This is a genomic window from Pseudomonas putida (genome assembly GCA_029953615.1).
Lineage (GTDB): Bacteria > Pseudomonadota > Gammaproteobacteria > Pseudomonadales > Pseudomonadaceae > Aquipseudomonas.
This window is the reverse complement of the sequence record CP124529.1, coordinates 637164-648889: the sequence shown is the minus strand read 5'-3', so window position 1 is coordinate 648889 and position 11726 is coordinate 637164. Positions and strand designations below refer to the sequence as shown.

At 64.4% G+C, this 11726-nt stretch carries 10 protein-coding genes and 2 pseudogenes; all 12 read left to right on the top strand.

The features are described 5' to 3' along the window. Positions 1 to 173: 173 nt before the first annotated feature. The 12 genes and pseudogenes from fliE to fliM all read left to right on the top strand — a co-directional run bounded on the left by fliE (position 174) and on the right by fliM (position 11679). Positions 174 to 506, top strand: coding sequence for a flagellar hook-basal body complex protein FliE (gene fliE / locus QIY50_03000; GenBank protein WGV21254.1), 333 nt, complete (start codon positions 174 to 176; stop codon positions 504 to 506). 15 nt (positions 507 to 521) lie between these two features. Continuing rightward, positions 522 to 2300 carry a flagellar basal-body MS-ring/collar protein FliF gene (gene fliF / locus QIY50_02995; protein WGV21253.1) on the top strand — a complete coding sequence of 593 codons (1779 nt, stop codon included), beginning with the start codon at positions 522 to 524 and terminating at the stop codon, positions 2298 to 2300. Beyond that, positions 2293 to 3312 carry a flagellar motor switch protein FliG gene (gene fliG / locus QIY50_02990; GenBank protein ID WGV21252.1) on the top strand — a complete coding sequence of 340 codons (1020 nt, stop codon included), beginning with the start codon at positions 2293 to 2295 and terminating at the stop codon, positions 3310 to 3312. Before fliF ends, fliG begins: the two co-directional genes overlap by 8 nt. 169 nt (positions 3313 to 3481) lie before the next feature. Beyond that, a complete protein-coding gene (gene fliH, locus QIY50_02985; GenBank protein WGV21251.1) occupies positions 3482 to 4276 on the top strand; it encodes a flagellar assembly protein FliH in 795 nt (264 codons plus the stop codon). Next, positions 4266 to 5622 (top strand): annotated as a pseudogene (gene fliI, locus QIY50_02980) (flagellar protein export ATPase FliI). Before fliH ends, fliI begins: the two are co-directional and overlap by 11 nt. A 6-nt stretch (positions 5623 to 5628) precedes the next feature. Further along, positions 5629 to 6081 (top strand): flagellar export protein FliJ, encoded by a 453-nt coding sequence (gene fliJ / locus QIY50_02975; protein WGV21250.1) that lies wholly within the window; start codon positions 5629 to 5631, stop codon positions 6079 to 6081. Positions 6082 to 6268: 187 nt separating this feature from the next. Then, positions 6269 to 6574, top strand: a complete 306-nt coding sequence (locus QIY50_02970) for an STAS domain-containing protein (GenBank protein WGV21249.1) — start codon at positions 6269 to 6271, stop codon at positions 6572 to 6574. 8 nt (positions 6575 to 6582) lie between these two features. After that, positions 6583 to 8275 (top strand): annotated as a pseudogene (locus tag QIY50_02965) (fused response regulator/phosphatase). Between the two features lie 48 nt (positions 8276 to 8323). Beyond that, positions 8324 to 8671, top strand: a complete 348-nt coding sequence (locus tag QIY50_02960; GenBank protein WGV21248.1) for an Hpt domain-containing protein — start codon at positions 8324 to 8326, stop codon at positions 8669 to 8671. Between the two features lie 72 nt (positions 8672 to 8743). Beyond that, a complete protein-coding gene (locus QIY50_02955) occupies positions 8744 to 10003 on the top strand; it encodes a flagellar hook-length control protein FliK (GenBank protein ID WGV21247.1) in 1260 nt (419 codons plus the stop codon). Positions 10004 to 10203: 200 nt separating this feature from the next. Then, on the top strand, positions 10204 to 10701 hold the full coding sequence (fliL, locus tag QIY50_02950) for a flagellar basal body-associated protein FliL (protein ID WGV21246.1): 498 nt from the start codon (positions 10204 to 10206) through the stop codon (positions 10699 to 10701). A gap of 9 nt (positions 10702 to 10710) precedes the next feature. Further along, the gene (fliM, locus tag QIY50_02945; GenBank protein WGV21245.1) at positions 10711 to 11679 is read left to right on the top strand and encodes a flagellar motor switch protein FliM; all 969 of its coding nucleotides are present in this window, start codon (positions 10711 to 10713) and stop codon (positions 11677 to 11679) included. Positions 11680 to 11726: the final 47 nt, after the last annotated feature.

Below are 11726 nucleotides of genomic sequence, written 5' to 3'. Positions count from 1 at the left end.
CGTGCCCGCGAAGAATTCGACGCGGTGGCTGGCACCGGCTGCGCCGGTGTTCGCGGGCACGCCCGCGCCCACAGGAATCGCGTTGCTCGCCAAGGCTGGCACCTTTGTTGCTTCAGGTTGGCTATTCGCCGCATGACTGTCAAAAAAATGCGGCCGCAGGAGAGAGAAGGGTCATGAGCCAAGGTGTTGAATTCAATCGTCTGATGTTGGACATGCGGGCCATGCAGGCCGATGCCATGTCGCTGCCCAAGGTGGCTGCAGCCCCCGAGCTGGCACCGGGGCAAAGTACCTTTGCCGACATGCTCGGCCAGGCCATCGGCAAGGTGCATGAGACGCAGCAGGCTTCGACCCAGCTGGCCAACGCTTTCGAGATCGGCAAGAGTGGCGTCGACCTGACCGACGTGATGATCGCTTCGCAAAAGGCCAGCGTGTCGATGCAGGCCCTGACCCAGGTACGCAACAAGCTGGTCCAGGCGTACCAGGACATCATGCAGATGCCGGTTTGAGGACGGACGTAAACCATGGCTGAAGCAGTCGTCGACAACGCCCCCGCCAAAAGCGGCCCGCCAGCGGCCAAGCCGCCGCTGTTCGGCATGGCGTTTCTGGAAAACATCGCGCAGATGCCCATGCTGCGTCAGGTCGGCCTGCTGGTCGGTCTGGCCGCCAGCGTGGCGATCGGCTTTGCCGTGGTGCTGTGGTCGCAACAACCCGATTACCGTCCGCTGTACGGCAGCCTGGCGGGCATGGACACCAAGCAGGTCATGGACACCCTGGCCGCTGCCGACATCCCCTACAACGTCGAGCCCAACTCCGGCGCTCTGCTGGTCAAGGCCGACGACCTCTCCCGTGCGCGCCTGAAGCTGGCCGCTGCCGGTGTGGCGCCAAGCGATGGCAACGTCGGCTTCGAGCTGCTCGACAAGGAGCAGGGTCTGGGCACCAGCCAGTTCATGGAAGCCACCCGTTACCGTCGCAGCCTGGAAGGCGAGCTGGCGCGTACCGTGTCCAGCCTGAACAACGTCAAGGGCGCGCGCGTGCACCTGGCCATTCCGAAAAGTTCGGTGTTCGTGCGTGACGAACGCAAGCCAAGCGCCTCGGTACTGGTAGAGCTGTACCCGGGTCGTGCCCTGGAAGCCGGGCAGGTGATGGCCATCGTCAACCTGGTTGCGACCAGCGTGCCGGAACTGGACAAATCCCAGGTCACCGTGGTCGACCAGAAGGGCAACCTGCTGTCCGAGCAGATCCAGGACACCGCCCTGACCCAGGCCGGCAAGCAGTTCGACTACAGCCGCCGGGTGGAAAGCATGCTCACCCAGCGGGTGCACAACATCCTGCAACCGGTGTTGGGCAATGACCGCTACAAGGCCGAAGTGTCCGCCGACCTCGACTTCAGCGCGGTCGAGTCCACTTCAGAGCAGTTCAACCCCGACCAGCCGGCGCTGCGCAGCGAACAATCGGTCGACGAACAACGCGCCAGCAGCCAGGGCCCGCAAGGTGTGCCCGGTGCGCTGAGCAACCAGCCGCCAGGCCCTGCCTCCGCGCCGCAGACCACCGGTGGCGCTGCTACCCCGGCCGCGGCCATCCAGCCTGGCCAGCCGCTGGTGGATGCCAACGGCCAGCAGATCATGGACCCGGCCACCGGCCAGCCGATGCTCGCGCCGTACCCGTCGGACAAGCGCCAGCAAAGCACCAAGAACTTCGAGCTGGACCGTTCCATCAGCCACACTCGCCAGCAACAGGGGCGCATGACCCGCCTGTCGGTAGCGGTGGTGGTGGACGACCAGGTCAAGATCGACCCGGCCACCGGCGACACCACCCGTGCGCCTTGGGGCGCCGAGGACCTGGCACGCTTCACGCGCCTGGTGCAGGACGCGGTCGGCTTCGATGCCAGCCGTGGCGACAGCGTGACAGTGATCAACGTGCCGTTCGCCGCCGAACGTGGCGAAGAGATCGCCGACATCGCCTTCTACCAGCAGCCGTGGTTCTGGGACATCGTCAAGCAAGTGCTAGGTGTGGTGTTCATTCTGGTGCTGGTGTTCGGTGTGCTGCGGCCGGTGCTGAACAACATTACAGGGGGCGGCAAGCAGGCTGCCCCGGATAGCGACATGGAGCTGGGCGGCATGATGGGTCTGGATGGCGAGCTGGCCAACGACCGCGTCAGTCTGGGTGGCCCGACAAGCATTCTGCTGCCTAGCCCGAACGAGGGTTACGAGGCACAGCTCAACGCAATCAAAGGCCTGGTGGCCGAAGACCCGGGCCGCGTTGCCCAGGTCGTGAAAGAGTGGATCAACGCCGATGAGTGATAACCGAGCCGTTACCGCCAAGCTGAGCCGCGTCGACAAGGCGGCGATCCTCCTGCTTTCGCTGGGCGAGACCGATGCCGCCCAGGTGCTGCGGCACATGGGGCCCAAGGAAGTGCAGCGGGTAGGTGTGGCCATGGCGCAGATGGGCAATGTGCACCGTGAGCAGGTCGAGCAGGTGATGAGTGAGTTCGTCGAGATCGTTGGCGACCAGACCAGCCTCGGCGTGGGCTCCGATGCCTACATCCGCAAGATGCTTAACCAGGCCCTGGGCGAGGACAAGGCCAACGGCCTGGTCGACCGCATCCTGCTCGGTGGCAACACCAGCGGCCTGGACAGCCTCAAGTGGATGGAGCCGCGCGCCGTGGCCGACGTGATCCGCTACGAGCACCCGCAGATCCAGGCTATCGTGGTCGCCTACCTCGACCCCGACCAGGCTGGCGAAGTGCTGAGCAACTTCGACCACAAGGTGCGCCTGGACATCGTCCTGCGCGTGTCGTCGCTGAACACCGTGCAGCCGGCGGCGCTGAAGGAACTTAACCAGATCCTCGAGAAGCAGTTCTCGGGCAACTCCAACGCGGCGCGCACCACCCTGGGCGGCATCAAGCGTGCTGCCGACATCATGAACTTCCTCGACAGTTCGGTGGAAGGTGCCCTGATGGACGCGATCCGCGAAATCGACAGCGACCTGTCGGAGCAGATCGAAGACCTGATGTTCGTCTTCAACAACCTGGCCGACGTCGACGACCGTGGTATCCAGGCGCTGCTGCGCGAAGTCTCGTCCGACGTGCTGGTGGTGTCGCTCAAGGGTGCCGACGAGCGGGTCAAGGACAAGATCTTCAAGAACATGTCCAAGCGTGCCTCGGAGCTGCTGCGCGACGACCTGGAGGCCAAGGGGCCGGTGCGGGTCAGCGACGTGGAAACGGCGCAGAAGGAAATCCTCACCATCGCCCGCCGCATGGCCGAGGCCGGCGAGATCGTGCTCGGCGGCAAGGGTGCCGAGGAAATGATCTGATACGGGTGGTGAACCCACCGTTGACCCTGTGGGAGCGGGCGTGCCCGCGAAGCAGGCGCCGCGGTGGATGGGCACGGGCGTTGCCCGTGTTCGCGGCGGTTCGACGCCTCGACACGCCCGCTCCCACAGAGACCCGTGTTGGTCGAAGATGCGTTGAGTACCTGAAAACATGCCCACCAAAGAACATCACCCCAGCGACCTGATCCGCGCCCGCGACCTCGAGGGCGTGGACGTGTGGGCGCTGCCCAGCTTCGACCCGGAGCCGGAGCCTGAGCCCGAACCGGAGCCGGAACCCGAGGTAATCGAGGAAGAAGTCGAGGAAGTGCCGCTGGAAGAAGTCCAGCCACTGACCCTGGAAGAACTCGAGGCCATCCGCCAGGAAGCCTACAACGAAGGCTTCGCCACCGGTGAGCGCGAAGGCTTCCATAGCACCCAGCTCAAGGTTCGCCAGGAAGCCGAAGAGGCCCTGAAAACCAAGCTGGAAAGCCTTGAACGGCTGATGGCCAACCTGATGGAGCCGATCGCCGAGCAGGACACGCAGATCGAGAAAACCCTGGTCCACCTGGTGGCGCACATGACCCGCCAGGTGATCGGTCGCGAACTGCGGGGCGATTCCAGCCAGATCACCCAGGTATTGCGCGAAGCGCTGAAGCTGCTGCCCATGGGCGCTGACAATATCCGCATCCACCTCAACCCGCAGGATTTCGAGCTGGCCAAGGCCCTGCGCGAGCGTCATGAGGAAAACTGGCGGCTGCTCGAAGACGACGCGCTGCTACCCGGCGGCTGCCGTATCGAAACCGCTCACAGTCGCATCGACGCGACCATGGAAACCCGCATCGAGAAAGCCGTGGCGCAACTGTTCGACCAGTTGCACGACCATTCGCTGCACCCGGCGGCACCGGACATGTCGGTAGACCTGGACAGCCCGCCAGAGCGCGGCATAGGTAGCCCGGATGCAACTTGAGCGCACCAGTTTCGGCAAGCGCCTAGGCAGTTATGCCGAGGCCATCGAACTGCCGGCCCAGCCCATCGTCGAAGGCCGCCTGCTGCGCATGGTCGGCCTCACCCTGGAGGCCGAAGGCCTGCGCGCCGCAGTCGGCAGCCGCTGCCTGGTGATCAACGACGACAGCTATCACCCGGTGCAGGTCGAAGCGGAAGTCATGGGCTTTGCCGGGCCCAAGGTATTCCTCATGCCCGTCGGCAGCATCGTCGGCATCGCCCCTGGTGCCCGGGTGGTGCCGCTGGATGATGGCGGCCGCTTGCCGATGGGCATGAGCATGCTCGGCCGGGTGCTCGACGGCGCTGGCCGTGCGCTGGATGGCAAGGGCGGGATGAAAGCCGAAGACTGGGTGCCGATGGACGGCCCGGTGATCAACCCGCTGAATCGTGACCCCATCAGCAAGCCGCTGGACGTGGGTATTCGCAGCATCAATGGCCTGCTCACCGTCGGTCGTGGCCAGCGCCTGGGCCTGTTCGCCGGTACCGGGGTGGGCAAGTCGGTATTGCTGGGCATGATGACCCGCTTTACCGAGGCCGAAATCATAGTCGTCGGCCTGATTGGTGAGCGGGGCACGCGAGGTCAAGGAATTCATCGAGCATATCCTGGGTGAGGAAGGCCTCAAGCGCTCGGTGGTGGTTGCGTCGCCTGCCGACGATGCACCGCTGATGCGCCTGCGCGCTGCCATGTACTGCACACGTATCGCCGAGTACTTTCGCGACAAGGGCAAGAACGTATTGTTGCTGATGGATTCGCTGACCCGTTTCGCCCAGGCCCAGCGCGAAATCGCCCTGGCCATCGGTGAGCCGCCGGCCACCCGGGGTTATCCGCCGTCGGTGTTCGCCAAGCTGCCCAAGCTGGTGGAGCGGGCGGGCAATGGCGAGCCGGGTGGTGGTTCGATCACTGCGTTCTACACCGTCCTGTCCGAGGGCGACGACCAGCAGGACCCGATTGCCGACTCGGCGCGCGGCGTGCTCGATGGCCACTTCGTGCTGTCGCGGCGGCTGGCCGAGGAAGGTCATTACCCGGCCATCGACATCGAAGCTTCGATCAGCCGGGTCATGCCCCAGGTGGTCGATGCCGACCATCTGCGCCAGGCGCAAAAATTCAAGCAGTTGTGGTCGCGCCTGTCGCAAAGCCGTGACCTGATCAGCGTGGGCGCCTATGTGGCGGGCGGCGATCCGGAAACCGACCTGGCCATCGCCCTGCAATCGCAGCTGGTGGAGTTTTTGCGCCAAGGCCTGCGCGAGAACGTGGGCATGGCGCAAAGCCGCGAACAGTTGGGGGCGATCTTTACGCCCCCGGCAGGCTGATAGGCCATGGCGCTGCCCGGACGTGCCGCGCGCCTGGCGCCGGTGGTGGACATGGCCGAGGAGGCCGAGCGCAAGGCGGCCCAGCGCCTTGGGCATTTCCAGCAGCAGGTGGCCATGGCCCAGGCCAAACTGGCCGAGCTCGAGCGGTTTCGCGAGGATTACCAGCTGCAGTGGATCAACCGTGGCGGGCAGGGGGTTAATGGCAGCTGGCTGGTCAACTACCAGCGCTTCCTCGGGCAGCTGGAAACGGCCATGACCCAACAGCGCCAGAGTCTGGTCTGGCACCAGAACAACCTCGACAACGCACGCGGCACCTGGCAGCAGGCCTATGCCCGTGTGGAGGGGTTGCGCAAGCTGGTGCAGCGTTACCTGGACGAGGCCCGGCGGGCCGAGGACAAGCGCGAGCAGCGCTTGCTCGACGAGCTGTCGCAGCGCCTGCCGCGGCAGAATCATCTTTGACCTGTACCGGCCCTATCGCCGGCAAGCCAGCTCCCACAGGTACTGCACAGGGCTCAAGCCTTTTGCAGTACCTGTGGGAGCTGGCTTGCCGGCGATAGGGCCGGTACAGGCATGACCTTGCCACCCCCGTCATCGCCTGCTAAACCTGTAAGGAGTTGCATCCGCCATCATCGAAGGAATCGCTAGCATGGCAGTCGAGACTGACTTTTCGCAGGACGGGAAAAAGCTGACGATCAAGATCAAGGGGCGCTTCGATTTCGGCAAGCACCAGGAATTTCGCGACGCCTACGAACGCCAGCCCAGCCGGCCCGATTCGGTAGTCGTCGACCTGAAGGACACCACCTACCTCGACAGTTCCGCGCTTGGCATGCTGCTGTTGCTGCGCGACCACGCGGGCGGCGACGAGTCGGATGTGCGGGTGGTGCATGCCAGCTCCGATGTACGCAAGATCCTCGCCATTTCCAATTTCGAAAAACTCTTCGATATCAGTTGAGCGCCGACATGCCGGCCGAACAGGCGTTGACCGTGCTGGTCGCCGAGGACGGTGCCGCCGACCGCATGCTGCTGGCGCAGATCGTGCGCCGCCAGGGCCATCAGGTATTCACTGCGGAAAACGGCGAGCAGGCGGTGGCGCTGTTCATCGAGCGGCGCCCGCAGCTGGTGCTGCTGGATGCGCTGATGCCGGTGATGGATGGCTTCGAGGCGGCGCGGCAGATCAAGGCCCTGGCCGGCGAGGCGCTGGTGCCGATCATTTTCCTGACTTCATTGAACGAGGAGGAGGGCCTGGTGCGCTGCCTGGAGGCTCGGCGGCGACGACTTCATGGCCAAGCCCTACAGTGCGGTGATCCTCGGCGCCAAGATCCGCGCCATGGACCGCCTGCGCCGGCTGCAGGCCACCGTGCTGGAACAGCGCGACCAGATTACCCGGCACCACCACCACCTGCTCAACGAGCAGCGGGTAGCCAAGGCGGTGTTCGACAAGGTGGCCCACTCCGGCTGCCTGGCTGCGCCCAACATCCGCTACCTGCAATCGCCCTATGCGCTGTTCAATGGCGACCTGATGCTGGCCGCGTTCGCCCCGTCCGGCGACATGCGCGTGCTGCTCGGTGATTTCACCGGCCACGGCCTGCCGGCGGCGGTAGGGGCCATGCCGTTGGCCGAAGTGTTCTACGGCATGACCGCCAAGGGCTACGGCATTGCGCAGATCCTGCGTGAGATGAATGCCAAGCTCAAACGCATCCTGCCGGTGGACATGTTCTGTTGTGCGCTGCTGCTCAACCTCAGCATGCAGCGCGGTTCGGTGGAAGTGTGGAACGGTGGCATGCCTGATGGCTATCGCCTGGCAGTGGATGGCCAGGTGCTGTCGGTGCTGAGTTCGCGCCACCTGCCATTGGGCATCCTGGATGCCGAGCGTTTCGATGACAGTACCGAAGTGTTGCCGCTGGCTCCGGGCGAGCGCCTGCTGTTGCTATCGGATGGTGTGCTCGATACCGCCGACGACCAGGAACGCCTGTTCGGCGTGCAGCGCTTGCGCCAGGTGCTGGCCGACAACCGTGACCCGGCCCTGCTGTTCGACGAAGTGATGCAGGCCCTGGAGCGCTTTGGCGGGCGCCCGCGCGACGACATCAGCCTGTGCGATATCAGGATGTTCAACGCCGAGGAGCGGGTGCCGGCGCCGATAATCTACTCTGACAGTGGCCGCTCCAGCCCGCTGGACTGGTCGCTGGGGTTCGAGGTGCGTGGCGAGAGCCTCAAACGCTTCAACCCGGTGCCGTATCTGGTGCAGTTATTGCAGGAGATTCATGGCCTGCGCACGCAAACCGGCAACCTGCACAGTGTGCTCAGCGAGCTGTATTCCAACGCCCTGGAGCACGGCGTGCTGGGCCTGGACTCGCAGCTCAAGCGCGATGTTCAGGGCTTTGCCGACTATTATCAGGAACGCGCCCGGCGCCTTGGGGTGCTGACCGACGGTTACGTACGCATCGATTTCAAGGTTGAACCGCAGGCTGATGGCGGGCGTCTGAAGATCGAGGTTCGTGACAGTGGCGCCGGGTTCGATGTGCAGCGCGTATTGTCGCGCCCCTCGCTGGAGCAGGGGCTGAGCGGGCGTGGCCTGAACCTGGTACGGCGGCTGGCCAGCAGCGCGCACTGGCGTGACGGTGGGCGCTGCGCGCATGTGGAGTTCGTCTGGTGAGCCACGGGTTGGCTCGGGCATAATCTGGCTTGATCAAGGAGTGAACAAGTGACTGACATGCATATTGACCACAAGGTACTCAGCGACCTGCGTGAGGTCATGGAAGATGGCTACCTGCAGTTGGTGCAAACCTTTCTAGACGACTCCGAACGGCGCCTGGGCCAGTTGCATGCGGCCAAAAGTGCCGAAGAACTCGGTTCTGCGGCCCACAGTTTCAAGGGGAGCAGCAGCAACATGGGCGCGGTTGCATTGGCCAGCCTGTGTCAGCAGCTGGAAGAGCGCGCGCGGCGGCCCCCGCTGTATGGCATCGAGGACCTGATCAACCGCATCGACCTGGAGTTCGTCGAGGTGCAGCGCTTCTACCGGGATGAGCAGCAACGCATTTCGGCGGGTTGATGCACGACTTGGCGCGAGTTTTGCCTGTTTCTGGCTGGATGATTTTTTTGTTTCTGGCGCGGAGACCGCTCGATGCCTGTCGCACCCAACCCACTGTTGCAAGGCAACGCCATTGCCAACACCTCGCGTTCTGCCAACGCCCCGGCCGACAAGCTGCTGCAGGCGCCGGGCGGCAAGGGCGACGGCTTCGGCCAGGTGATGGCCAGGCAGGGTCGCGACAAGGCCGCCGGGCAAGACGACAAGGTCGCCCAGGCCAAGCCCAAGGACAAATCCGAGGCGGCTCAGGGTGGCAAGAAAGACCCCGTCGACACGCCCGCGGTTGCCGATGACGGCAAACAATTGCCAGCTGACGACCAGGTCCAGGCCGACACCGGCTTGCGCGATGCCAGCCTGGTGGCTGGCCAGGTCAGCGATGCCCAGCCTGGCGCACACCTGATCCAGGCACAGGCCGAGGCGGTGGCGCCGGTGTTGCAGGCTGCCACGGCGCAGGTTACGGCCGCACTGCCCGAGGAACCGGTCACCGAGGAAGTTTTTGACCCTGAAGCCGACCCGCTGGCCAACCTGCCTACCTTGCGCCTGGCGCTGGAGCACAGCGCCCAGGCCAAAGGGGCGACCTCGGCGCATGCCCTGGACCCTTCACAGGCTCAGGGCGAGGAGGCGCAGATGGCCGTCAATACCTTGGCGAATATGGTCGAGAATGCCGAGGGTGAAGCGGGCGAGGCTGGCGACAAGGCCTTTGCCGGATTGCTCGAGGATGGCCTGAAGGACACCAAGAGCGCTGGTAGCGATACGCGTGTCGACGATTTTGCCAACCGCCTGGCCAACCTGACCCAGGCCGCCACGGCCAAGACCGCCAATGCCGTCCCGGCCAATACCAGCCCGTTGCATCAGCCGCTGCCGATGAACCAGGGCGCCTGGGCCGAGGGCCTGGTCAACCGGGTCATGTATTTGTCCAGCCAGAACCTAAAGTCGGCGGATATCCAGCTGGAGCCGGCGGAACTGGGCCGCCTGGACATTCGCGTCAATGTTGCGACGGACCAGTCGACCCAGGTCACCTTCATCAGCGGCCACGCCGGCGTGCGTGACGCCCTCGACAGCCAGGTGCACCGCCTGCGCGAGCTGTTCGCCCAGCAGGGGCTGGCGCAGCCGGATGTCAACGTGGCCGACCAGTCGCGCGGGCAGCAACAGCAACAGGGGCAGGCGCAGGGCAGCAACCTGTCCGGGGTGGCGGCGCGGCGGGCCGGGCAGGATGGCGGCGAGGCAGTCCATAGCGCCCGGCCTGTTGAGCACCAGGTGGTTGTTGGCGACAGTGCGGTCGATTATTACGCCTGATAACCGTTAGCCTGAGCCTGGCCTCTTCGCGGGCGCGCCCGCTCCCACAGGTACTGCACAGTCCTGTGGGAGCGGGCGTGCCCGCGAAGATGGCAGCACCGTAAAACCTGCTGGAACCCATCCTCTGCAAAATCTGGCATAACACTTGCTCAAGCCAAGCCATCCTCCCTTGAACCCCCGATGGACGACGGATTATTGGCATGGCGAAGAGCGAAGCAGTGAAAGACCCCGCCACTAAAGGCAAACTCAAGCTGATCCTGCTGGCAGTAGTGGGCCTGTTGCTGGCGATCGGCCTTTCGGTGGGCGCTACCTGGTTCATCATGCACAAGAGCGAGCCGGCTCCGGCCGCCGACCCTGCAGCCAGCAACGTCAAGCCGGCGGCTATCTACGAAGCGCTGGCCCCGGCCTTCGTGGTCAACTTCAACCAGAATGGTCGCCAGCGCTACATGCAGGTGAGCATCACCCTGCAAGCGCGCAACCAGGCCGACCTGGATGCCCTCAAGGTGCATATGCCGGTGATTCGCAACAACCTGGTGATGATGTTCTCCGGGCAAGGCTTCGATACCCTGGCCGGTAGCCCGGTCGGCCAGGAAATGCTGCGTCAGAAGGCCACCGCGGTGGTTCAGGAAGTGGCGCAGAAGGAAGTCGGCAAGCCGGTCGTCGACCAGTTGCTGTTCACCAATTTCGTATTGCAGTAGGAGTCCGCAATGGCCGTACAGGACCTGCTGTCCCAGGATGAAATCGATGCCCTGTTGCATGGCGTCGACGACGGGCTGGTGCAGACCGAGAGTGCATCCGAGCCTGGCAGCATCAAAAGCTACGACCTGACCAGTCAGGACCGTATCGTGCGGGGTCGCATGCCGACCCTGGAAATGATCAACGAGCGTTTCGCCCGTTACACCCGCATCAGCATGTTCAACCTGCTGCGCCGTTCCGCCGACGTGGCGGTGGGAGGCGTGCAGGTGATGAAATTTGGCGAATACGTGCATTCGCTGTATGTGCCGACCAGCCTCAACCTGGTCAAGATCAAGCCGCTGCGTGGCACCTCGCTGTTCATTCTCGACGCCAAGCTGGTGTTCAAGCTGGTGGACAACTTCTTCGGCGGCGACGGCCGCCACGCCAAGATCGAGGGGCGCGAGTTCACACCCACCGAGTTGCGGGTGGTGCGCATGGTGCTGGACCAGTGCTTCGTTGACCTCAAGGAAGCCTGGCAGGCAATCATGCCGGTCACCTTCGAGTACATGAACTCCGAGGTCAACCCGGCCATGGCCAACATTGTCGGCCCCAGCGAGGCGGTGGTTGTATCTACTTTCCACATCGAGCTGGACGGTGGGGGCGGCGACCTGCACGTGACCATGCCGTACTCGATGATCGAGCCGGTACGGGAAATGCTCGATGCCGGTTTCCAGTCCGACCTGGACGACCAGGACGAGCGCTGGGTCAAGGCCCTGCGCGAGGACGTGCTGGACGTGGCCGTGCCGCTGACCGCCACGGTCGCCCGGCGCCAGCTCAAGCTGCGCGACATCCTGCACATGCAACCCGGCGACGTGATCCCGGTGGAACTGCCCGAGCACCTGGTGCTGCGCGCCAACGGCGTGCCTTCGTTCAAGGCGCGCCTGGGTTCGCACAAGGGCAACCTGGCGCTGCAGATCATCGACCCGATCGAACGCCGCTGACGGCGTGCCGGTCGCTCATTACGAATTGAATGCCTGTCGAGGAAACC

Excerpts from the sequence above, each read along its gene's own strand:
- fliE (WGV21254.1), top strand. The coding sequence starts at position 174 with ATGAGCCAAGGTGTTGAATTCAATCGTCTGATGTTGGACATGCGGGCC.
- fliF (WGV21253.1), top strand. The coding sequence starts at position 522 with ATGGCTGAAGCAGTCGTCGACAACGCCCCCGCCAAAAGCGGCCCGCCA.
- fliG (WGV21252.1), top strand. The coding sequence starts at position 2,293 with ATGAGTGATAACCGAGCCGTTACCGCCAAGCTGAGCCGCGTCGACAAG.
- fliH (WGV21251.1), top strand. The coding sequence starts at position 3,482 with ATGCCCACCAAAGAACATCACCCCAGCGACCTGATCCGCGCCCGCGAC.
- fliJ (WGV21250.1), top strand. The coding sequence starts at position 5,629 with ATGGCGCTGCCCGGACGTGCCGCGCGCCTGGCGCCGGTGGTGGACATG.
- QIY50_02970 (WGV21249.1), top strand. The coding sequence starts at position 6,269 with ATGGCAGTCGAGACTGACTTTTCGCAGGACGGGAAAAAGCTGACGATC.
- QIY50_02955 (WGV21247.1), top strand. The coding sequence starts at position 8,744 with ATGCCTGTCGCACCCAACCCACTGTTGCAAGGCAACGCCATTGCCAAC.
- fliL (WGV21246.1), top strand. The coding sequence starts at position 10,204 with ATGGCGAAGAGCGAAGCAGTGAAAGACCCCGCCACTAAAGGCAAACTC.
- fliM (WGV21245.1), top strand. The coding sequence starts at position 10,711 with ATGGCCGTACAGGACCTGCTGTCCCAGGATGAAATCGATGCCCTGTTG.